This is a genomic window from Mucilaginibacter sp. (assembly GCF_028287845.1).
Lineage (GTDB): Bacteria > Bacteroidota > Bacteroidia > Sphingobacteriales > Sphingobacteriaceae > Mucilaginibacter.
In genome coordinates this window covers 1-20,698 of record NZ_JAQBOW010000057.1, presented here as the reverse complement: position 1 = coordinate 20,698, position 20,698 = coordinate 1, and the positions used below count along the sequence as shown (strand labels likewise).

The 20,698-nt window shown below is 39.5% G+C and carries 22 protein-coding genes; 14 read left to right on the top strand and 8 right to left on the bottom strand.

The window, feature by feature from the left end:
• Positions 1-341 precede the first annotated feature (341 nt).
• Together JWP71_RS05155 and JWP71_RS17335 are read left to right on the top strand one after the other, a co-directional pair.
• Complete coding sequence (locus JWP71_RS05155) at positions 342-788, top strand: hypothetical protein (RefSeq protein WP_299497685.1); 447 nt, start codon at positions 342-344, stop codon at positions 786-788.
• A 187-nt stretch (positions 789-975) separates the two neighbouring features.
• Positions 976-1,269 (top strand): TlpA disulfide reductase family protein, encoded by a 294-nt coding sequence (locus JWP71_RS17335; protein ID WP_366143518.1) that lies wholly within the window; start codon positions 976-978, stop codon positions 1,267-1,269.
• Between the two features lie 176 nt (positions 1,270-1,445).
• On the opposite strand, the gene mce is transcribed toward JWP71_RS17335, so the two are convergent.
• From mce to JWP71_RS05140, 3 genes are all read right to left on the bottom strand, one after another.
• Positions 1,446-1,844: a methylmalonyl-CoA epimerase gene (gene mce, locus JWP71_RS05150; RefSeq protein ID WP_299497684.1), complete on the bottom strand. Its 399-nt coding sequence runs from the start codon at positions 1,842-1,844 to the stop codon at positions 1,446-1,448.
• 52 nt (positions 1,845-1,896) lie between these two features.
• Positions 1,897-4,059, bottom strand: coding sequence for an ATP-binding protein (locus JWP71_RS05145; protein ID WP_299497683.1), 2,163 nt, complete (start codon positions 4,057-4,059; stop codon positions 1,897-1,899).
• A gap of 132 nt (positions 4,060-4,191) precedes the next feature.
• Positions 4,192-5,670, bottom strand: coding sequence for a TonB-dependent receptor (locus JWP71_RS05140; protein WP_299497682.1), 1,479 nt, complete (start codon positions 5,668-5,670; stop codon positions 4,192-4,194).
• Positions 5,671-5,886: 216 nt separating this feature from the next.
• On the opposite strand from JWP71_RS05140, the gene JWP71_RS05135 reads away from it, so the two are divergent.
• The 4 genes from JWP71_RS05135 to JWP71_RS05120 all read left to right on the top strand — a co-directional run bounded on the left by JWP71_RS05135 (position 5,887) and on the right by JWP71_RS05120 (position 10,126).
• Positions 5,887-7,098, top strand: a complete 1,212-nt coding sequence (locus JWP71_RS05135) for an IscS subfamily cysteine desulfurase (protein ID WP_299497681.1) — start codon at positions 5,887-5,889, stop codon at positions 7,096-7,098.
• A 121-nt stretch (positions 7,099-7,219) separates the two neighbouring features.
• Positions 7,220-7,633 (top strand): Fe-S cluster assembly scaffold IscU, encoded by a 414-nt coding sequence (gene iscU / locus JWP71_RS05130; protein ID WP_299497680.1) that lies wholly within the window; start codon positions 7,220-7,222, stop codon positions 7,631-7,633.
• Positions 7,634-7,725: 92 nt separating this feature from the next.
• Positions 7,726-8,052 carry an iron-sulfur cluster assembly accessory protein gene (locus JWP71_RS05125; protein ID WP_299497679.1) on the top strand — a complete coding sequence of 109 codons (327 nt, stop codon included), beginning with the start codon at positions 7,726-7,728 and terminating at the stop codon, positions 8,050-8,052.
• Positions 8,053-8,212: 160 nt separating this feature from the next.
• Entirely contained in the window at positions 8,213-10,126 is a 1,914-nt protein-coding gene (locus tag JWP71_RS05120; RefSeq protein WP_299497678.1) for a long-chain fatty acid--CoA ligase, read from the top strand.
• A gap of 44 nt (positions 10,127-10,170) precedes the next feature.
• Here the strand turns inward: JWP71_RS05120 and JWP71_RS05115 are convergent, their stop codons facing one another.
• Both JWP71_RS05115 and JWP71_RS05110 read right to left on the bottom strand, forming a co-directional pair.
• Positions 10,171-10,854 (bottom strand): HAD family hydrolase, encoded by a 684-nt coding sequence (locus JWP71_RS05115; RefSeq protein WP_299497677.1) that lies wholly within the window; start codon positions 10,852-10,854, stop codon positions 10,171-10,173.
• 81 nt (positions 10,855-10,935) lie between these two features.
• Complete coding sequence (locus JWP71_RS05110) at positions 10,936-11,673, bottom strand: SDR family oxidoreductase (protein ID WP_299497676.1); 738 nt, start codon at positions 11,671-11,673, stop codon at positions 10,936-10,938.
• 114 nt (positions 11,674-11,787) lie between these two features.
• Between JWP71_RS05110 and lysS the strand changes: the two genes are divergently transcribed.
• Both lysS and JWP71_RS05100 read left to right on the top strand, forming a co-directional pair.
• Positions 11,788-13,509: a lysine--tRNA ligase gene (gene lysS, locus JWP71_RS05105; protein ID WP_299497675.1), complete on the top strand. Its 1,722-nt coding sequence runs from the start codon at positions 11,788-11,790 to the stop codon at positions 13,507-13,509.
• A 145-nt stretch (positions 13,510-13,654) separates the two neighbouring features.
• A complete protein-coding gene (locus tag JWP71_RS05100) occupies positions 13,655-13,867 on the top strand; it encodes a hypothetical protein (RefSeq protein ID WP_299497674.1) in 213 nt (70 codons plus the stop codon).
• A gap of 37 nt (positions 13,868-13,904) precedes the next feature.
• On the opposite strand, the gene JWP71_RS05095 is transcribed toward JWP71_RS05100, so the two are convergent.
• Positions 13,905-14,456: a DUF2892 domain-containing protein gene (locus tag JWP71_RS05095; RefSeq protein ID WP_299497673.1), complete on the bottom strand. Its 552-nt coding sequence runs from the start codon at positions 14,454-14,456 to the stop codon at positions 13,905-13,907.
• 74 nt (positions 14,457-14,530) lie between these two features.
• Between JWP71_RS05095 and ung the strand changes: the two genes are divergently transcribed.
• Positions 14,531-15,211: a uracil-DNA glycosylase gene (gene ung / locus JWP71_RS05090; protein WP_299497672.1), complete on the top strand. Its 681-nt coding sequence runs from the start codon at positions 14,531-14,533 to the stop codon at positions 15,209-15,211.
• A 92-nt stretch (positions 15,212-15,303) separates the two neighbouring features.
• On the opposite strand, the gene JWP71_RS05085 is transcribed toward ung, so the two are convergent.
• Positions 15,304-15,774: an Lrp/AsnC family transcriptional regulator gene (locus JWP71_RS05085; RefSeq protein WP_299497670.1), complete on the bottom strand. Its 471-nt coding sequence runs from the start codon at positions 15,772-15,774 to the stop codon at positions 15,304-15,306.
• 123 nt (positions 15,775-15,897) lie between these two features.
• Between JWP71_RS05085 and JWP71_RS05080 the strand changes: the two genes are divergently transcribed.
• The 4 genes from JWP71_RS05080 (at position 15,898) to JWP71_RS05065 (ending at position 19,418) form a co-directional block, all read left to right on the top strand.
• The gene (locus JWP71_RS05080) at positions 15,898-16,548 is read left to right on the top strand and encodes a metal-dependent transcriptional regulator (RefSeq protein WP_299497669.1); all 651 of its coding nucleotides are present in this window, start codon (positions 15,898-15,900) and stop codon (positions 16,546-16,548) included.
• Positions 16,545-18,428 carry an Nramp family divalent metal transporter gene (locus JWP71_RS05075; protein ID WP_299497668.1) on the top strand — a complete coding sequence of 628 codons (1,884 nt, stop codon included), beginning with the start codon at positions 16,545-16,547 and terminating at the stop codon, positions 18,426-18,428. Before JWP71_RS05080 ends, JWP71_RS05075 begins: the two co-directional genes overlap by 4 nt.
• A gap of 104 nt (positions 18,429-18,532) precedes the next feature.
• Positions 18,533-18,985, top strand: a complete 453-nt coding sequence (smpB, locus tag JWP71_RS05070; protein ID WP_299497667.1) for an SsrA-binding protein SmpB — start codon at positions 18,533-18,535, stop codon at positions 18,983-18,985.
• Between the two features lie 67 nt (positions 18,986-19,052).
• Positions 19,053-19,418 (top strand): four helix bundle protein, encoded by a 366-nt coding sequence (locus tag JWP71_RS05065; RefSeq protein WP_299497686.1) that lies wholly within the window; start codon positions 19,053-19,055, stop codon positions 19,416-19,418.
• Between the two features lie 33 nt (positions 19,419-19,451).
• Here the strand turns inward: JWP71_RS05065 and JWP71_RS05060 are convergent, their stop codons facing one another.
• On the bottom strand, positions 19,452-20,108 hold the full coding sequence (locus JWP71_RS05060; protein ID WP_299497666.1) for a protein-L-isoaspartate(D-aspartate) O-methyltransferase: 657 nt from the start codon (positions 20,106-20,108) through the stop codon (positions 19,452-19,454).
• Between the two features lie 125 nt (positions 20,109-20,233).
• Between JWP71_RS05060 and JWP71_RS05055 the strand changes: the two genes are divergently transcribed.
• Entirely contained in the window at positions 20,234-20,566 is a 333-nt protein-coding gene (locus JWP71_RS05055) for a hypothetical protein (protein WP_299497665.1), read from the top strand.
• Positions 20,567-20,698: the final 132 nt, after the last annotated feature.

The following is a 20,698-nucleotide window of genomic DNA, read 5'->3' as shown; positions in this document are numbered from 1 at the left end:
TAGTTTGATGGGTGCAGATCTTTTTTCATCGTTATTATTGCTCTTCTTCTTATAAAAGAGGTGCAAATGTAGTATTTTATTTCAAAAGTAAAAAGATGTTTTTTAATTTAAAGATTGGTTATTAAAGATTAGGTGGGTGGACCACCTGGACTTGGGTGAACCTACCTGAGCTACCTGATCTAGGGTGACCTACCCTGACCTATGGTGAACCTACACGCGTTCAAGCCTCATTGGTTGTTAATAATAACCCTTTACAATATTTCATAAAATATTGTAAATCAGTAATTTATTTTTACTTTTATATAACCAATATAATTTTAAACCTTAAAATTAAACTAATTATGAACTCAACTGTTGAATTGATCTTTACCATTATTGGTGGAGCATTAACCCTGTTAACCCTTTACGGAGCATTAAAAGCTAACAGGAAATTTTTTCTATCAGGACTTTGCTTCTTTAGTATTCTTCCCATTATTGGCGAAAGCATGGGCTACAACGCCGATAAAGCATCGGTACACATTATTGTGATCCTGGTGTTTATTGCACAGTTTGTATTGACGTTTCCAAACAATATTGAATTTGGCCCGGAAAATACCGCTGCCAGTAAATTGGTTGGAAAAATCAGTTTAGCCATACTTGTTTTTAATATAGGGGGCATCATTTACATTTTCTGTTTAAATTCGGGTGTACCCGCCCGGTTCGGGTATTTCCACGTTGCTTTTTCACTGGCCATAATTTATATTATTATTAAAAGAATGACGGGTAAAGGGCCGCTTTGGGTAAAATAAATACTATTCTAACTTATACAAGCCTTCCTGGTTAAATACCGGAAGGCTTTTTATTTTTCAAATAGCCCTGCTGTCCTGATTTTTTTGATAGTCTAAAAACTATCTGCTGTCCACGCTGGGGCTGAGGATCTATTCAGTCCGGGATGGACATCCGGGCCAACTTGAAATATAAATATTACATTAGCGAATGAAAGCATTTATAATAGTATTTCTCTGTTCAATCGGTTTTATAAGTGTAGTATATAGTCAATCGCTTGACAATCGTATAAAAATAATAAGGGACTATAATCAAGTCACCAGCATTCAACAATTACTATCCAAGTTTAAGGGAAAGGTGGTATTCATTGATCTTTGGGCTACCTGGTGCGAACCATGTAAAGATGAGTTTAGGTTTAGTCAAACATTATATCAGGAACTAAAAAAAAGAGGTGTAGAAATAATTTATGTATCCCTTGATAAGGATGCTCCTGATTCATTATAGAGGGCAAATATTTCAAGCTTTAACCTTTTCGGCAGTCAACTTATCGCAAGCAAGAAATTAAGGGATGAGATTAAGTAGTGGATTTAAACTATATAAGGAAATTGATGATAAGATAAAATAATCGCTAGCCCGATTCTTCGCTGTTCGAATCATACTGCCAACCGACAACTGCCAATTTAACTCTCCTGCACCAACTCCACCAACACCCCACCCGCGCTCTTCGGATGCACAAAACAAACCAGCTTATTATCAGCACCCTTTTTCGGTTCATCGCTTAACAAAACAAAACCTTCGTTTTTTAGGCGTGCCATTTCGGCTATGATATCATCAACCTCAAAAGCTATGTGGTGTATGCCCTCTCCTTTTTTGGCGATGAATTTGGCTATGGGGCTATCGGGGTTGGATGCTTCCAACAGCTCAATCTTATTAGGGCCGGTTTGCAGGAACGCGGTTTTAACGCCTTCGCTGGCTACGTCTTCTATCTTATAAACAGTAGTGTTTAATAGTTTTTCATACAGGTTGCCGGCAGCTTTAAGGTTGGTTACGGCAATACCAATATGCTCTATTTTGTTCATGAACAAATATGGTGAAATAATTAAAGAAAAATGTTAGGGGTTCTTTCCCGCCCTATAATGGCAGGGTAAACCAGAAAGTGCTGCCTTTGCCTAATTCGCTGTCCACGCCTATTTGCCCACCATGTCTTTTTATGATTTCGGAGCTGATATACAACCCCAACCCTAAACCAGAATATTGCATACCGCTGCTGTCTGCCCTATAATAACGGTCAAACAAATAAGGCATCTTTTCAGGATGGATACCCGGGCCTTTGTCGGTAACAGACACTTTAGCCATATTATCTATTTTTTCAATTTTAACATAGATGTCCTTAGCGGCGGATGCATATTTGATGGCATTGTTTACGAAATTAATAACCACTTGGTCTATCCGGTCGGCATCAGCATAAATCTCCAACTCTTTATCACCATCTGTAATAATGGTATATATACCTGTGATCCTTACATGCTGGCAGCAATTGGCAACCATTTGAGCAATCGTAAAAGTGGTTTTATTCAGATGGAGCTGCCCTTCGTTTAGTTTATTAGTATTTAGTAAATTTTCAATGAGCGTAGTTACCTTTTCCATGCTTTTATTTGCCTGTACAATAAAAGTAGCCAGCATATTATTCGGATTATCCTTCATGCGGTCCAATAGTTGTAGCGCAGCTTTAAGTGTGGTAATAGGCGTTTTAAGTTCATGGCTGGCAATGCTCATAAAATCATCTTTCTGTTGTTGTAACAACCTAAGCTCATGAATATCTGTTGCTGTGCCAACCCATAGCAAGGCTTTCTCTTCTTCCTTATTAATGGGTATTAAACGGCTTAAGTGCCAACGGTAAATACCTTCTGCACTTTTAATGCGGACTTGAAATTCGCCACCATCACCGCTTTTCCGGATCGTTCTAAATTGATCTAATGTAAATTGCAGGTCTTCAGGATGAATTGTCTTCCGCCATCCCCAGGTCCTGGTTTGCCCATAGGTCAGCCCGGTATAATCGTACCATCGCAGGTTGTAAAATGTAATTTCACCTTCAAACGTATTTGTCCAGGCTATTTGAGGAATGGTTTCCATCATATTACGAAACTGGTTTTCGCTTTCTGCTAAAGCTTTTGTCCGGCTCGTAACCCGTTCTTCCAGTTCCTGGTTTAATAGTAAAAGGTCCTGATTAATAACCCTAACCGTTTCTTCCTGCTTAATAAGTAATTCGGTTTTTTTATTCAATTCATTATTTGCCTGCCTTAATTCTTCGGTTAATTGGGCTAAATCTTCTGCCCGTCGCTCCTTCTCTTCGTTTTGAATGACCAGTTCTTTATTGGCAATGATCAATTCTGCGGCTCGGTTTTCTTTCTCTTCGTTTTGAAAAGCTAATTCTATGTTAGCAATGAGTAATTCTGCCGCCCGGTTCTCTTTTTCACTATTTTGAAAGGCCAATTCAACATTTGCAATGATTAATTCTGCTGCCCGGTTTTCTTTTTCCCCGTTTTGAAAGGCGAGTTCTATATTGGCAATGTGCAATTCTGCGGCTCGTTTTTCTTTTTCCTCATTTTGAAACACCAATTTTTTGTTAGCGATCACTAACTCAGCGGCACGGTTTTCTTTCTCATTGTTTTGAAAAACAAGTTCCTTATTTGCAACGGCCAACTCAGCAGCCCGGTTTTCTTTCTCGTTGTTTTGAAAAGCCAGTTCTTTGTTAGCGATCGCTAATTCATCGGCCCTATTTTCTTTCTCACCATTTTGAAAGGCGAGTTCGATGTTAGCAATGACCAATTCGGCGGCCCGATTTTCTTTCTCCTCGTTTTGAAAGATAAGTTCTTTATTAGCAATGACTAATTCTGCCGCACGATTTTCTTTTTCCCCATTTTGAAAAACCAGTTCCTTATTAGCAATAACTAATTCTGCGGCACGGTTTTCTTTTTCTTCGTTTTGAAAAACAAGTTCTTTATTAGCAATAACTAATTCTGCCGCACGATTTTTTTTGCCTACCTTTTGAAAAGCAAGTTCTACATTAGCAATGATTAATTCTGCTGCCCGGTTTGCTTTTTCTTCGTTTTGAAACGCAAGCTCCTTATTAGCAATAACTAATTCTGCTGCCCGGTTTGCTTTTTCTTCATTTTGAAAGACAAGTTCTTTGTTTGCGATGGCTAATTCTGCGGCACGCTTTTTTTTCTCTTCGTTTTGAAAAGCAAGCTCCCTGTTAGCAATAATTAACTCATCCGACTTTTTTTTATCCATTTCTTGTCTTTAAAAAGTTGGCTTGTTTTTAAATTTTACACCAAGGTAGTCGTGTAACAGCAAAATTGAATAACTGTTTTGATTAAATGAAATATAATTCATTTAATTTCAAAAGAGTACTCTGCTACACCTTTATTCCGTCGCGGCGGTGTCAGTTTTAACGGGCTCCCCTGTTACAGGATCAACATCGCAATGAAATCCAAACAGGCAGCGGTCCTTTATCATGGTAGCTACTTCGGCCGGTACATATTGCTCCCATCCCGGTACGCCCTGCTTTATTAACTGCAATACAATATCGGTTTGTACATGCAGGTTATTTTCGTTGTAGTTACGGATGTCTTCAATTTTGTTGTTGGCTATCAGGTAACGGTACAGATCAATCAAATGTGGCGGCGGGTAAAACCGCAGGCAATTCATAATAACTCCGTCGCGCAAGGTAGGGTAAATAAACAGCTTTACTTTACGGCTAAACAAGGTAGCGAACGAGTCTAAAATACCGCCCGGCAAATCTTTATAATGCTCTTCACCAAAAATATACTCCAGGTTGGGATAGCCTAAAACCACACCCATTTTTAAGCTGGTTATCTTAGATAAATAGGCCACTAGTTTATAATATTCATGAAAATTAGATATCAATACCGTTTGCCCAAGCGAGCAAAGAATATCTACCCGGTCAAGGAAATCCTTTTCATCAATTTCGGCATCGAAACCGGCATCGCGCTCTTTTAATGATTGCAGGGTAAGCTCTGTAACTACCGTAACATTCTTACCATCTACATCCGGCTCCTGAACAAATTGCTTTACGCCGTTACTCAGCATATCTAAATGCACATTGATGATAGGTCGAAAACGGCCGCGTATTACCACAATATGCTTTTTGTATAATACCTCTGATGGTTGCTGGTTTTTACCGTCGGGCCCAAAAACAGCCGCGTCCGAAAACCCATATTTTACCAGGTGCAGGCTCATTAACCGGTTATCAACCTTGGTAAAGTTGGGGCCCTCAAAGCGTATCATATCAATCTGAATACGATCCTTCGACAGGTTATCCATCAGCGACAGCAAAAACACAGGCGGAATTTCATTATAATAAAAGCAGGCATACATTAGGTTTACGCCTAATTTGCCTACCGCTTGTTGTTGTAAATTATTGTCGTTATCCAGCAGCTTTACATGCAGCACCACGTCGTTAAACGCGCCATTAGGCTCTAACTGAAACCTAACTCCCATCCAGCCATGCCCGTCGTTGGTTTTATTATAATTAAGGGCAGACATGGTATCAGAAAAAGCGAAGAAATTTGTGGTATCCCCGCGCTGTGAGGCCAAACGCTCTATTAACAAACTATATTCATGATCGAGCATTGATTTTAACCGTTGCTCGCTTACATAGCGGCGCACTTGCTGTACCCCATAAATAGCATCAGAAAAGGTCATATCGTAAGCCGACATGGTTTTTGCAATAGTGCCCGATGAAGCGCCGGCCTTGAAAAAATTGGCGGCTACATCCTGCCCCGCGCCAATTTCGGCAAAGGAACCATAAATTTTAGGGTCGAGATTAATGGCCAGCGCTTTTTGCTTTGTTCCTATATCTTTATTGTGAACGTTATTCATACACTTTACGTAGTTGCCATTATGATTATCAATACATCTTAAAAATACGATTATTTTAAGAATAAGGTAGATAGTTTAGAAGATAAGCAAATATACATGTTTTATTTACCGGCTAAAATATCTTTCTGATATGTATAAATTATTAGTTTAATATGACTATTTTGAATGATTTTAAATAAAAAGATTGGTATCTTTGTGCTATATAAAATTTTAAGTATGAATATCCCGATTTACCTTGATAATAATGCTACAACACCTATGGACCCAAGGGTGCTGGAAGCTATGTTGCCTTACTTTACAACAAAGTTTGGTAACGCGGCCAGCCGCAACCATCCATTTGGCTGGGTAGCCGAAGAAGGTGTTGACTACGCGCGTGAGCAGGTGGCTAAATTAATTGGCGCCAGCGAAAAAGAGATCATCTTTACTTCAGGCGCGACAGAATCAGACAACCTGGCTATAAAAGGCGTGTTTGAAATGTATAAAGAAAAAGGCAACCATATTATTACTACCGTTACCGAACATAAGGCTGTGCTTGACGCGTGCAAACACGTTGAAAAACTGGGCGGTAAGGTAACTTATCTTCCTGTTGGACCAGACGGACTTCTTGACCTCGCCCTGTTAGAAGCTGCCATGACCAAAGAAACTATCTTAGTTTCGGTAATGTATGGTAATAACGAGATTGGTGTTATACAACCTATAAAAGAAATATCAGCAATTGCCCATAAATTTGGCGCATTGTTTATGACTGACGCTGTACAGGCTGTTGGCAAAATACCTGTTAATGTAATTACTGATGGTATTGACCTGCTGGCATTATCGGCACATAAAATATACGGCCCTAAAGGCGTTGGCGCATTATACGTGAGGCGTAAAGGACCACGTGTTAAAGTTACCGCACAAATGGACGGTGGCGGCCACGAGCGCGGTATGCGTTCTGGCACGTTAAACGTACCGGGCATTGTTGGTTTAGGTAAAGCCTGCGAACTTTGCGGACAGGAAATGGAAAGCGAAACCAAACGTTTGTCAGCGTTACGTGATAAGTTACAAGCATCATTAATGCAACTGGAAGAAAGCTATATAAACGGAAACGTTGAACATCGTTTACCACATGTTGCTAACTTAAGCTTTAAATATGTTGAAGGCGAAGGTTTAATGATGGCTATGAAGGACCTGGCTGTATCGTCAGGATCTGCTTGTACTTCGGCATCGTTAGAGCCATCATACGTATTAAAAAGTTTAGGCTTATCTGATGACTTGGCACACTCTTCGATACGTTTTGGTTTAGGCAGGTTTACTACCGAAGAGGAAGTTGATTATGCGATTGAAGTAACCAAAACAGCAGTTACTAACTTACGCAACATGTCGCCACTTTGGGAAATGTTTAAAGAAGGAATAGACCTCGACTCGATTGAGTGGGCAGAACACTAACAAATTTGAAAATGTGGTAATTTGAGGATTTGAAAATTATCGCATTAACAAACAAAAATAAATTTATAGTTGATTTGATCATTTTCAAATCTTCAAATACTCAAATTAAAAAATTATAGACATGGCATATTCAGATAAAGTAATTGATCATTACACTAACCCACGCAACGTTGGCACCTTAGACAAGAGCAGTCATAAGGTAGGTACCGGCTTAGTTGGCGCGCCAGAGTGCGGCGACGTTATGCGCCTGCAAATTGAAGTTGGCGATGACAACATCATCACCGATGCTAAATTTAAAACTTTTGGATGCGGATCGGCTATAGCTTCATCATCATTAGCTACAGAGTGGCTAAAAGGTAAAACTATTGACGATGCAATGAAAATTGACAACATGGATATTGTTGAAGAATTAGCATTGCCGCCGGTAAAAATTCACTGCTCTGTTTTGGCAGAAGATGCTATTAAAGCAGCAATTAACGACTTCCGCGTTAAAAATGGCATGGAAGCAATTGAAAGCGAAAAAGTACATCACTAAAAATAGAAGCAAGAATTAAGAGCCAAGAATCAAGACGTTATGTTTTCAGATTTTCTTGACTCTTGCATCTTGTCTCTTGACTCTAAAAAGAAATGGTAACTGTAACTGATAAAGCGAAAAGCAAAATAGACCACCTAATGCAGGATTCGGGGCTTGATGCCTCTTATTTTCTGCGTGTAAGTGTTCAGGGAGGTGGCTGCTCGGGATTATCGTATAACCTCGACTTTGATAACGAAGAAAAAAAAGGCGATCAGTTTTTTGAAGATAAAGGCGTGCGCCTGGCTTTAGATATGAAGTCGTTCTTATACCTTGCCGGTACAGAGCTTGATTTTTCGGACGGGTTAAACGGCAAGGGCTTTAACTTTCACAATCCTAACGCCAGCCGTACCTGTGGTTGCGGCGAGAGTTTTTCGGTATAGGGATTATACTGATTTTTTGATATTGATTACACCGATTTTGTTTTACAAGATCGGTGTTTTTGTTTGCAGAAATCATCAGTGAAATCATAAATCAATCGGTGAAATCATCATAAAAATATTATTAGATTTGTTGCTATAACAATCCTGATTTTACCCATAAATGAACCCAGCAGCAGAACGCACCACCATACCCAGCCTAATACGTTATTTAGTAAAGCATATTCACCCGGATACACATCCTTTTTTAAGCCATAAAGTGGGTGATGTTTGGGAAGATATAACCTACAGGCAAGCTTTGGAAAAAATAGACGCCATATCTGCCTGGTTTATAAATATTGGTATAAAAAAAGGGGACCGCCTTGCCCTGATTATTGAAAACGGCCCTGATTATATTTACTATGACCAGGCCCTGCAGCAAATTGGCGCGGTTAACACCTCCATCTACCCTACCCTTACCGAAACGGAAATAGAATATATTTTGAACGATTCGGATGCTAAAACCATTATTTGCGGTAATCCTTTTTTGTTTAGAAAAGTATTGAAGATAGCCAATAACTGTCCCGAGTTGGAGCGCATAATCCCTGCATTTGATGATTACGAAAAATACCTGGAGAAGCAGCATTTAGACGCGGGTGTAATAGGTTTTAATGAAGTAATTACACTTGGGCTTACATTGGTTGATGAGCATCGTACGGCTATAAATATTGCCCGCGAAGCTATTTTACCGTCTGATCTTTCTTGTTTGATCTACACATCAGGCACTACAGGCACGCCAAAAGGCGTAATGCTAACGCACCATAATTTGGTAGAAAACGTAAAAGTAAGCCTGATACAGATACCTGTTATTGAAAAAACAGATATCTTTTTATCGTTTTTACCGCTATCGCATGTATTTGAGCGTACGGCTACTTATCACGTCTGCCTGTACTCGGGGGCTAAAATAGCATTTGCACAAAGTCTGGAACTACTGGCTAAAAACATGGGCGAAGTAAGGCCAAGCGTAATGAATTGTGTACCCCGATTATTGGAGCGCATACATGATCGCGCCATGAAAAACGGTACAAGCGCGGGCGGCATAAAATCAAAAATATTTTTGTGGGCCCTGGATATTGGTCGTAAGTACCGCATTGCTAATGAAGACGGTAAAAAATCCGGCTTCATCCTTAACAATCAGCATAAACTTGCCGAGAAGCTGGTGTTCAGCAAAATAAAGGAACGCACCGGTGGCAGGTTAAAAATCATGCTATCAGGCGGTGGCGCACTGCCTAAAAATATTGGTGAGTTTTTTGGCGACCTGGGTATAAAGGTACTGGAAGGTTTTGGCTTAACAGAAACATCGCCGGTTATGGCTGTTACCGAGTTTCACCGGCAAATATTTGGCACCGTGGGGCGTATTGTGCCGGGCATTGAAGTGGCTATACAAAATGTGGACACCAAGCATATTTATACCATCCAAACGCACGAATCATTTAAAGAAAACTTTGAATCGGAAGAAGGCGAGATCATTGTACGTGGGCATTGCGTAATGAAAGGTTATTTAAATAAACCCGAAGAAACTGCCGCCACCATTGACAAAGACGACTGGCTGCATACCGGCGACATAGGACGCTTTTACAAAGGCAACCTGCAAATTACCGACAGATTAAAGAATATGCTGGTAAATGCCTATGGCAAAAATATTTATCCAACCCCGGTAGAGAATACCTATTTAAAAAGCCCCAAAATTGAAGGCGTATTTTTGTTGGGCGATAAACGCGAGTTTATTACCGCGTTCATTATTCCTGCCAAAGAAGCTTTACAGGAACAATTTGGATTAGACGAAGCCTATTTTGAAAACCCCGATCCATTTATTGAAGATAAAGAGATCAAGGCATGGTTAAACCAGGATATTAAAAAACTATCCCACGAACTGGCCAAATTCGAGCGTATTAAAAACTTCAAGATAAAACGCAAACCTTTCAGCATGGATGATGGCGAGATAACCCCTACCATGAAAGCTAAGCGTAAGGTTATTGAAAAGAAATATGCGGAGGCGATAGATGAGCTGTATACAGGTGTAACTGAGGCTGATTAGACTTGAAGATTTGACGATTTATAGGAGTTGTCAAATCAAAACGGTTACACAAACCCCAATATATCCTTAATACACTCCACGCTTTTAAACATGCCGCTATCAATGCTGTGTTCAATTTCTTCGTGCGCCCAGGTAATGTGATAAGGCACGTGGATAGCGAAACCACCAACATTTAATACAGGTAGCACATCGCTTTTAAGGGAATTACCTATCATTAACAATTCGCTTGGTTGTATATCTAAATGTTTAATCAGCTTTAAATAGTTTGCATCATCCTTTTCAGACATGATCTCTACATGGTGAAAGTAATTATTCAGTTTTGATTTGCGCAATTTGCGCTCCTGGTCAAGCAGATCACCTTTGGTGGCTACTACTAAGCGGTATCTTCCTCTTAGCGCGTTTAATACATCCTCAACCCCATCCAACAACTCAATAGGCTGGTTAAGCATTTGTTTGCCCAGGTCAATTATTTGTCCGATGGTTTTAGCGCTTATCATGTTATTGGTTACGTTCATAGCCGTTTCTATCATTGATAGCACAAAGCCCTTTATTCCATAACCATATAAACCAAGGTTCCCAATTTCAATTTTAAGCAGCTCACGCTCCAGTTCGTGGCGGGGCAGGTATTCCTCCAGTAAAGTGCAAAATGCTTCTTCTGACGCTCTGAAATAGGGCTCATTAACCCAAAGCGTATCATCTGCATCAAAAGCAATTACTTTAATATTCATTATGTAAAGGTATTAAACACACGCCCTATCTCAAAAGCAATTATTTTAAGTCGTTGTTTTGAATTATTAACTACCGATACTTTACCACGGGCTTTCCCTATCAACCGTATCCATATCATTACTAAAGTATTTACCGGTTGGGCCATCGGCACCAATAGTTGCGTATTTAACAATTATAGCTGCGGCATCATTAACATTGCCAGTGCCACGGTGTTGATTAAAGTCGGTTGCTGTAAAGCCCGGGTCTACTACATTGATTTTGAATGCGGTATCTTTTAGTTCAAAAGCTAACGCGATAGTATAAGCGTTCAATGCAGTTTTTGAAGGCCCATATGCCCCACCTTTAAAATTATAATACTTCCATGATGGATCGCTATGTAGGGTTAACGAAGCCAGGCCGGAGGTTACATTTACAATTCGCGGACTATCTGATTTTTTTAACAGATCAAGAAAAGCCTGCGTAACTTCTATCGTCCCGAAAAAATTGGTATCGAATACTTTTCTTATAGTTGTAGTATCTAAACTGCCCGGGGGCTGTGGAAAACCGCCACTTATGCCAGCATTATTAATAAGCACATCTAATGAATTTATCTTCTTTCCTATTTCTTCGCGCGCTTGCTTAACAGATGCCGGGTTGCTGATATCCATTTGTATAGCTTCTATATTGTCCAACCCTTCAGCTTTAAGTTTTGCAACTGCCTGTTCACCATTTTCTATATCGCGGCTGCCTAAATAAACATAATAACCGGCTTTCGCCAATTGTCGCGCGGTTTCAAAACCTATGCTTTTGTTGGCTCCTGTAATTAATACTGTTTTCATAATAGTTGATGCAATGTCTTAAAAGCTGTCAAAGCTAACAATAACTGCTATGTCGTCACAGACAACGGGAAAAAATCCTATTTTTGCACCTTTAATAAAATATCGTTACACAACATGAGTATTGCACTATCCGAACAGGAAATTATACGCCGCGAATCTTTACAACAATTACGTGCTTTAGGCATTGACCCCTACCCTGCCGAAGAGTTTAAAGTTACCGCGCAGGCACAAGATATTACCGATAATTTTGAAGCGCATCCTGATACTTATAAAAGTGTAACCATTGCCGGCCGTATCATGAACCGCCGTATTATGGGCAGCGCGTCATTTGCCGAATTGCAGGACAGTACCGGCCGCATACAGATATACCTAAAACGTGATGACATTTGCCCTGATGAGGATAAAACCCTATACAATACCGTATTTAAAAAACTATTAGATATTGGCGACTACGTAGGTGTTAAAGGCTATGTTTTTTTAACCCAAACCGGCGAAATATCTGTACACGTACAGGAATTAACCATCCTGGCTAAATCATTAAAACCGCTGCCTGTAGTTAAGCGTGATGAAGAAGGAAATATTCACGATGGTTTTACCGATCCCGAGTCACGTTACCGCCAGCGGTATGTTGATTTAACCGTTAACCCTGAATTTAAACAGATATTTATTAAACGCTCTAAAGTGATCAGCGCTATGCGCAATTACTTTAATAAACAGGGATGGATGGAGGTAGAAACCCCCATACTGCAACCTGTGCATGGTGGCGCTGCGGCACGGCCTTTTGCTACACATCATAACACGCTGGATATGCCATTATTTTTGCGCATAGCTAACGAGCTTTATTTAAAGCGCTTAATTGTAGCCGGATTTGACGGTGTTTATGAGTTTGGCAAAATGTTCCGTAACGAAGGCATGGACCGCACGCATAACCCCGAGTTTACCGCTATGGAAATATATGTAGCCTATAAGGATTATATATGGATGATGGAGATGGTAGAGAATTGCCTGGAGGAAGTAACCCGTGCAGTACACGGTATTGCAGCAGTACAGGTTGGCCCAAATGAAATAAACTTTGCAGGGCCGTATACCCGCTTATCCATGTATGATTCTATCCTGAAATATACAGGCATTGATGTATCGGCAATGGACGAGGCCGGCTTACGCAGTACTTGTGCCGACCTGAAAATTGAGGTTGATGCTTCAATGGGTAAAGGCAAGTTAATAGACGAGATATTTAGTGCGAAAGTGGAGGCTAACCTGATACAGCCAACCTATATAACCGACTACCCTATAGAGATGACCCCGCTTGCCAAAAAGCACCGCACCAAGGATGGCCTGGTAGAGCGTTTTGAGCTATTTGTAAATGGCAAGGAAATAGCTAATGCCTATTCTGAGTTAAATGACCCAATAGATCAGCGTGAGCGTTTAGAGGAGCAGTTAATATTAGCCGGCCGTGGTGATGATGAAGCAATGGCGATGGATGACGACTTTTTACGCGCATTAGAGTACGGGATGCCGCCAACATCAGGTTTGGGTATTGGTATAGACCGTTTAGTAATGTTATTAACTAACCAAAGCACTATACAGGAAGTATTGTTTTTCCCGCAAATGCGGCCCGAGAAAAAGGTTAAGGTTGCTACGGCTGACGATTTTATAAATATAGGCGTACCGGCCGAATGGGTACAGGTATTAAATAAAATGGGCTTTAATACGGTTGAGGAATTAAAAGCTGCAAACCCAAACAAAGTGTTTAATGATTTGGGCGGAATGCGTAAAAAACTAAAGCTGGAAATTACTATGCCTGTAAAGGAAGTAGTGATGGGCTGGTTTGAATAATCTTATTTGTGAAGGCCCGCTTTAAAGGTATTGTAACATTATCCACACCAGTTATTAACAATTCTTTAATATAATAATAAAACTGCGGAAACTTTGGCACTGAATGTGTTAGTTACATTTACATACACATTTTAAGCAAAAAGTTATGACTAATTCCATATTAGAAATCACAGACAGCGAATACTTAATTAAGCTAAACAGATCAAGTTTTAACTTGTCTTTTATCAGGAGCTTATTAAAGATGGTTGAAGTGGCTGATCCGAACGAAGAAAACACCGGAACCCCCGACAGGAATATTTCCTACAATCAAAATCACTTGTCTGAACCTGATTATTTCAGTTCGATAGAAGATAAATAGCCTTTAAAACGGTTGTTTTAAAGGCTATTTATTTAGATTAAAACTGCTGGCGATACCCGCCCTTTATTACCTGTTTATCCATTTGCGCCATTTGCTGCTTCATCATTTTTATTTGATCTGTCAGCAATTTATTCTTATCATCTTTACCAGCTTCAGACAGATACATCTGTGCCTCGCGCTTATTGCGCTTAGCCATGGCTATACCTGCAAGGCTCAGCTTAGCTAAAGCCGTATTGTGCGACATGCTCATTCCTAAAGAGAGTGCCTTTTTAAAATATTTTTCTGATTTTAATGGCGACTTGCGCGATTCTATTAAGCCTATCAGCAGATTATAATATCCATGTTGGTTTTTATGTAATTGTTTTTCGTAGTTGGTAATTTTTAATAACCACTCTTCAGATTTCTCCGACTTTTCTTTCCGCAAAAAATACTGTGCAATGATCATGTTCTCGTTAAAGAAAAAGGACAGCAGGAATATCCCACCCAATAATAAGGCTAAAATTCCCCATCCCCAAAAACCAAAGACACAAAGTGCAACCGCGGCACCAAAAAAAACACAGGCTACAATAAGCCGGACTATATTTGACATATTTTTTTATCCAATAAAATTAAAGTGCAAATATCCGTTTATTTGTACTCTTAATCAACACTTCATAAATATTTATGGTAATTGAATTAGAAGCTTCCTGGCTGAAAGTTTTGGGTGATGAATTTAACAAGGATTACATGCTTAAGCTTAAAGAATTTTTAAAAGAAGAGAAACAAGCCGGCAAAACCATCTATCCAAAAAGCAACGATATTCTTAACGCGTTCCGGCATACTCCATTCAATGAGGTTAAGGTAGTTATACTTGGTCAGGACCCCTATCACGGGGCTCGCCAAGCGCATGGTTTGTCTTTTTCTGTACAAAAAGGTGTTGCTGTACCCCCATCATTGCAAAATATATATAAAGAATTAGCAACAGATATCCCCGGCTTTACCATCCCTAAAACCGGCGACCTCACCAAATGGGCACAACAAGGCGTACTATTACTAAACGCTACATTAACTGTACAGGCAGCAGAGGCCGGATCGCATCAAAAAAAAGGGTGGGAAAAATTTACAGATACCGTTATAAAAACCATATCCGACAAAAAAGAGGGGGTTGTATTTATCCTTTGGGGAAATTATGCACAATCAAAAAGTGTGCTGATAGATGAAAGTAAGCATTTAATTATAAAGTCTACGCACCCATCGCCATTGGCGGTTAGCCGCGGCGGTTTTTTTGGCTCAAAACCATTTTCAAAAACAAACGCCTATTTGGAAAAGCAGGGTAAAAAGCCGATTGACTGGCAAATTGATTAACCCCTAACCCCCTGAAGGGGGAACAATAGCGCAAAATAATTTTTGCTATTAATAGATTTGCAAATCAGCTCCCCCTTTAGGGGGCTGGGGGGTTAATATTCTAATGGCACTATCGGTTCCTTCTTACTGGTTGACATGATCATCATGGTTTGGAATGTTTTAACCACGCTTATGCGGCTTATTTTTTCCATGATCAATTGCTCATATGATTTGATGTCGCGCACGTATACTTTCAACAAAAAATCACACTGCCCGGTTACGTGGTGGCACTCGGTAACTTCTTTTATACTTTGTATCTCATCAATAAAGGTTTGTATGGTATTTTTTTGATGAAAATCAAGTGATATCTGTATAAATGTTTTGATGCCAAGGCCCAGTTTTTCTTCATCAACCAGCGCATGGTAGCTCTTTATATATTCTGCATTTTCCAGTTTACGAACACGCTCTAAAGTAGGGGCCGGCGAAAGTCCTATCTCGTTAGAAAGTTGTAGATTTGTTATCCTTCCGTTCTCTTGTAATATTCTAAGTATTTGCAGATCTATCCTGTCTAATTCAGCACCCATAATTTTATTTATCTATTATTAACACAAATTACAAAATTATATTTTTCATTATCAAAAATTATAAAATATAATTTTACAATTATTTTTTTAGACAAGTCTAAACTTTTTATTAGATTTGCTTAAATGAATACTTTAGCCGAGGAAAACTACTTAAAATCCATTTATCATTTATCACTTAATGATGTAAATGTCAGCACAAACCAAATCGCGGCAGCATTAAATACAAAAGCAGCTTCGGTAACAGATATGCTAAAAAAGCTGGCAGATAAGGCACTTATTAATTATGCCAAATACCAGGGAGTAACGCTAACAGCCGCAGGCGAAAAAATTGCACTGCATATTATTCGGAAACATAGGTTATGGGAATATTTTTTGGTGGAGAAACTGCATTTTAAGTGGGATGAGGTACATGAAATGGCCGAGGAAATGGAGCACATATCATCAATTGAATTAATAGACCGTTTGGATAAGTTTATGGACTACCCCAAGCATGACCCGCATGGCGACCCTATACCAGACCGTAACGGTAATTTTAAGAAGTACGAATTGAAACCGATAGCGGCCCTTAACGTTAATGAAAACGGCATTATATCGGGTGTGCGCGATCATTCGCCGGCATTTTTGCAATACCTGGAAAAACAGCAGCTCACTATCGGAAAAAAAATAAAGGTTACAGAAATTATTGATTACGACCTCTCTATGATATTACAAGTTGAACAAACAGAGATCCATATCAGCAGGGAAGTGGCAAAAAATTTATTGATCGCGATATGAGGAAACCATATAATGAATCATTAAGCAATGTCCACAGCTCTGTCGCTACCGAAGACAAAATTGGCTGGAAAAAAATAATGGCCTTTATAGGCCCGGCTTACCTGGTAAGTGTTGGTTATATGGACCCCGGCAACTGGGCAACTGATATAGCCGGGGGCAGCGCTTTTGGGTATAAGTTGATATGGGTGCTATTCGCGTCAAACTTAATTGCTTTGCTGCTGCAATCATTAAGTGCTCGCCTGGGTATTGTACGCGGGCTTGACCTGGCACAGGCATCAAAAATAACCTACCCGCGTTTTATTAATTTTTGCCTTTATATATTAGCGCAGATAGCCATTATAGCCTGTGATCTGGCCGAGATAATAGGCATGGCAATAGGGTTAAACCTGTTATTCGACCTGCCGCTTATTTGGGGTGTTTCGCTAACTATAACAGATACGTTGCTCATGCTTTTTCTGATGAACAAAGGCATGCGTAAACTGGAAGGCTTCATTGTATCAATGATCTTGATAGTCGGACTTTCTTTTTTAATAGAGATGTTTATTGTAACGCCCGATGTTAAGGAAGTGGCCAAGGGCTTTATCCCCGCTAACTTAACAGGTAGCGCTTTATATATAGCTATTGGTATTATAGGTGCTACGGTAATGCCTCATAACTTATACCTGCATTCGTCATTAGTGCAAACCCGGCAAATAACCCGTACTAATGCAGGTATTAAAACCGCTATAAAATTTAACCTGTTTGATACGGTAATTGCACTAAACCTGGCATTTTTAGTAAACGCGGCCATATTGATATTGGCAGCCAGCGCGTTTTTTAAGAACGGCTATTTTCATATTGCCGAAATACAGGATGCCTATAAATTACTTGAACATATTTTTGGCAGGATAGCACCTGTATTATTTGCCATAGCATTAATAGCAGCCGGACAAAGCTCAACCATAACTGGTACGCTTGCAGGGCAGATAATTATGGAGGGCCATATTAACCTGCGCATTGAGCCCTGGTTACGTAGGCTGCTAACACGTGTATTAGCTATTGTGCCTGCCGTATTTACTATCATTTATTTTGGCGAAAATGGCTTGGGCAACCTCATTATATTAAGCCAGGTGGTGCTGAGCCTTCAATTGGGCTTCGCGGTTATCCCGCTTATCCATTTCACATCGGACCGTAAAAAGATGGGGAATTTTGTCATCAGCTTAAAGGTTAAAATTGCAGCATGGGCCAGCGCTATATTGATAGTAGGTTTAAATGCCAAGTTAGTTTACCAGCAGATAAATAGCTGGGCAACAGAATCGCCATCAACCGCATTTTGGATGTATATATTGGTGATACCGATAGTAATTGGCATTGCGTTATTATTGCTTTATGTGCTTTTAAGGCCATTGCTATTTAAACATAAGGATAAACCAATTTTTGTACCACACGGCATTGCCGCTGATATTGATAATTTAGAGGTTATTGATTATCATCATATTGGCGTAAGTATTGATTTCTCTAAAAATGATGCTAATTCTATTCGTCACGCCATAATGCAGGGGGGCAAAAAAGCTACCTACGCATTAATACATGTGGTTGAAACTGCCGGCGCACGTTATTATGGCGATCAGGCATTAGATCACGAAACGCAAAGTGATGTAGATAACCTGGACCACTATGTTACCACGTTAAAAAAATCAGGCTATAAAGCAGAGGCAAAAATTGGCTATGGCATCGCGGCAAGAGCAATAGCCCAGATAGTAACAGAGCAAAAAATTGATTTTATTGTGATGGGATCGCATGGGCATAAAGCATTTAAGGACCTGATATTTGGTACAACCGTTAATAAAGTGCGACACATGGTTGATATACCTGTACTGGTTGTTAAACCACATATATAGGGATTAAAGATTGGTTAATTAGAGATTAGGCAAGATTACGTTTCCAACTAATCTCTAATCACTAATTAACTAATCTCTAAATTCGTAAGTTTGCAGCGAAAGTTATGAGTGAGGATAAAATATATATAAAAAACAAGAAAGCTTATTTTGAATACCATATCCTAGATAAATACATAGCCGGGATAAAGTTGTTAGGTACCGAAATAAAATCTATTCGTGAAGGTAAAGCAAACATTAATGATGCGTTTTGCACATTCATTAATGAACAGCTATACGTACGTAACCTACATATAGCCGAATATTCGTTCGGGTCATTCTATAATCATGAAGCCAAACGAGACCGCGTATTACTGCTCAACAAAAAAGAACTTAAAAAACTATTAACCCGCGGCGAAGAAAAAGGATTAACCATAGTACCGCTGGCACTATTCATCAGCGAACGCGGCTTTGCAAAACTTGAAATAGGCCTCGCCCAGGGTAAAAAGACGTTTGATAAACGCGAAACGCTAAAAGAACGCGATGTTAAGGTGGAGATGGATAGAGCGATGAAGAGGTAAGTTGATTTCGGATATCGGATGTTCGATTTCGAATTTGGTAAATATTTTTAAATCGTTATATGGATAAATAGAATTAAAGCGAAGGGCACAGAAATTTGCAGTAGATGTAATTAAATTCATTGAAAGTTTACCCAGCGGCCGCTCACTTAATGTTTTAGCCAACCAGATATTAAGAAGTTCAACTTCTGTCGGAGCTAATTACCGTGCTGCTTGTAAAGGCAAATCTACTGCAGATTTTATTAATAAAATTGTAATTTGTGAGGAAGAGGCTGACGAATCCATTTATTGGTTTGATCTAATGGAAGAAGCAGGTTTAGTTTCATCTTCAATAATTGCTCCATTAAAAAAAGAAGCAAATGAGCTTACTGCTATATTTACAGCAATAGGCAAAACAGCTAAAGAAAATCAAAGAATAAAAAATTCAAAAAAATAAATTCGAAATCGAACATCCGATATCCGAAATTATTTACCACGCCCGCTCTCCTACCAGCGGCACAAATCTAAAGGTGTCCAGTTCGTGCTTTTCGTAATCGTTCTCGCCGGTTTTTAGTATGGTAACCATTTTTTGCGATTCTTCATCACCTACCGGGATAACCAGTATACCACCTATGTTTAATTGGCTTAATAAGATCTCGGGTACGGTAGGCGCACCTGCGGTAACAATTATTTTATCGTAAGGTGCATGGCTGGCAATACCCTTAGAGCCATCGCCCAAAAAGAACCTTGGTTTATAGCCCATACGTGGTAAAACCTGCCGCGTACGCTCGTATAGTTTCTCCTGTCTTTCAATTGTATATACTTTAGCCCCAAGTTCTAATAATATACAGGCTTGATAGCCCGATCCGGTACCTATTTCAAGCACTTTATCGCCTTTTTTAATATGCAATAACTGCGTTTGATAGGCAACGGTGTACGGTTGCGATATAGTTTGCCCTTCGCCTATCGGGAAAGCAATATCCTTATAAGCCTGGTTCCAGAAAGTTTCATCGAAAAAGTAGTGGCGCGTAACTTTACCAATGGCTTTAAGCACGTTTTCATCCTCAATGCCTTTCTTTCTTAATTCCTCTACCAGTTTTTTTCTGGCTCCCTGTTCACGGTAATTATCAATATATTTATAAGCCATTATAAGAGCAAAGTTATACAAAAAGCAAGCTTTTAGCCGGCGATATATAAATTGTTAGAAAATAAATTCCGCGTTGTAGCATTAGGCTTATCAATTGCGTAATGGTATAAAAACAACATTGATCTATGAACCTAACTAAATATTTAAAAACCACGTTGATGGTATTGCTTTTTGCAAGCATCACCCTATCCTGCAAAAAGGACCAAAACCTGTTAACGGCAAATGCTACTATTATTAATACCGGCGATGTTGCCGCCGATGGTTGCGGATGGCAGGTAAAATTGGACGACGATAACACTAGGTACAGCCCAAAAACCTTGGACACGGCTTATCAGAAAAATAATTTAAAAGTTAGTATTTCGTACTATTTGCTTACCACAAGGTTTAAATGCGGTTTTACCGCGCCTAACGCACCTGGCATCGTTCAAATAGACTTAAAAAGTGTAAAATTGAGGTAGCTTAATAAGGATCCACATCAGGCTGAACCACACTGCCCTTACTCAATTTAGTAGTTTGAAACTGGGTGATCACATCCCGGATGGTAGCCTTCACTTTATTAATTGATATACCATCCTTTTCAAATTTCAGCA

Bases quoted from the DNA above. Each gene is read 5' to 3' on its own strand.
- JWP71_RS05155 (WP_299497685.1), top strand. From the start codon at position 342: ATGAACTCAACTGTTGAATTGATCTTTACCATTATTGGTGGAGCATTA.
- JWP71_RS05060 (WP_299497666.1), bottom strand. From the start codon at position 20,108: ATGGCTTATAAATATATTGATAATTACCGTGAACAGGGAGCCAGAAAA.
- ung (WP_299497672.1), top strand. From the start codon at position 14,531: ATGGTAATTGAATTAGAAGCTTCCTGGCTGAAAGTTTTGGGTGATGAA.
- JWP71_RS05125 (WP_299497679.1), top strand. From the start codon at position 7,726: ATGGTAACTGTAACTGATAAAGCGAAAAGCAAAATAGACCACCTAATG.
- JWP71_RS05075 (WP_299497668.1), top strand. From the start codon at position 16,545: ATGAGGAAACCATATAATGAATCATTAAGCAATGTCCACAGCTCTGTC.
- JWP71_RS05135 (WP_299497681.1), top strand. From the start codon at position 5,887: ATGAATATCCCGATTTACCTTGATAATAATGCTACAACACCTATGGAC.
- JWP71_RS05110 (WP_299497676.1), bottom strand. From the start codon at position 11,673: ATGAAAACAGTATTAATTACAGGAGCCAACAAAAGCATAGGTTTTGAA.
- JWP71_RS05095 (WP_299497673.1), bottom strand. From the start codon at position 14,456: ATGTCAAATATAGTCCGGCTTATTGTAGCCTGTGTTTTTTTTGGTGCC.
- JWP71_RS05115 (WP_299497677.1), bottom strand. From the start codon at position 10,854: ATGAATATTAAAGTAATTGCTTTTGATGCAGATGATACGCTTTGGGTT.
- JWP71_RS05080 (WP_299497669.1), top strand. From the start codon at position 15,898: ATGAATACTTTAGCCGAGGAAAACTACTTAAAATCCATTTATCATTTA.
- mce (WP_299497684.1), bottom strand. From the start codon at position 1,844: ATGAACAAAATAGAGCATATTGGTATTGCCGTAACCAACCTTAAAGCT.
- JWP71_RS17335 (WP_366143518.1), top strand. From the start codon at position 976: ATGAAAGCATTTATAATAGTATTTCTCTGTTCAATCGGTTTTATAAGT.
- JWP71_RS05100 (WP_299497674.1), top strand. From the start codon at position 13,655: ATGACTAATTCCATATTAGAAATCACAGACAGCGAATACTTAATTAAG.
- JWP71_RS05145 (WP_299497683.1), bottom strand. From the start codon at position 4,059: ATGGATAAAAAAAAGTCGGATGAGTTAATTATTGCTAACAGGGAGCTT.
- iscU (WP_299497680.1), top strand. From the start codon at position 7,220: ATGGCATATTCAGATAAAGTAATTGATCATTACACTAACCCACGCAAC.
- smpB (WP_299497667.1), top strand. From the start codon at position 18,533: ATGAGTGAGGATAAAATATATATAAAAAACAAGAAAGCTTATTTTGAA.
- JWP71_RS05085 (WP_299497670.1), bottom strand. From the start codon at position 15,774: ATGGGTGCTGAATTAGACAGGATAGATCTGCAAATACTTAGAATATTA.
- JWP71_RS05055 (WP_299497665.1), top strand. From the start codon at position 20,234: ATGAACCTAACTAAATATTTAAAAACCACGTTGATGGTATTGCTTTTT.
- JWP71_RS05120 (WP_299497678.1), top strand. From the start codon at position 8,213: ATGAACCCAGCAGCAGAACGCACCACCATACCCAGCCTAATACGTTAT.
- JWP71_RS05140 (WP_299497682.1), bottom strand. From the start codon at position 5,670: ATGAATAACGTTCACAATAAAGATATAGGAACAAAGCAAAAAGCGCTG.
- lysS (WP_299497675.1), top strand. From the start codon at position 11,788: ATGAGTATTGCACTATCCGAACAGGAAATTATACGCCGCGAATCTTTA.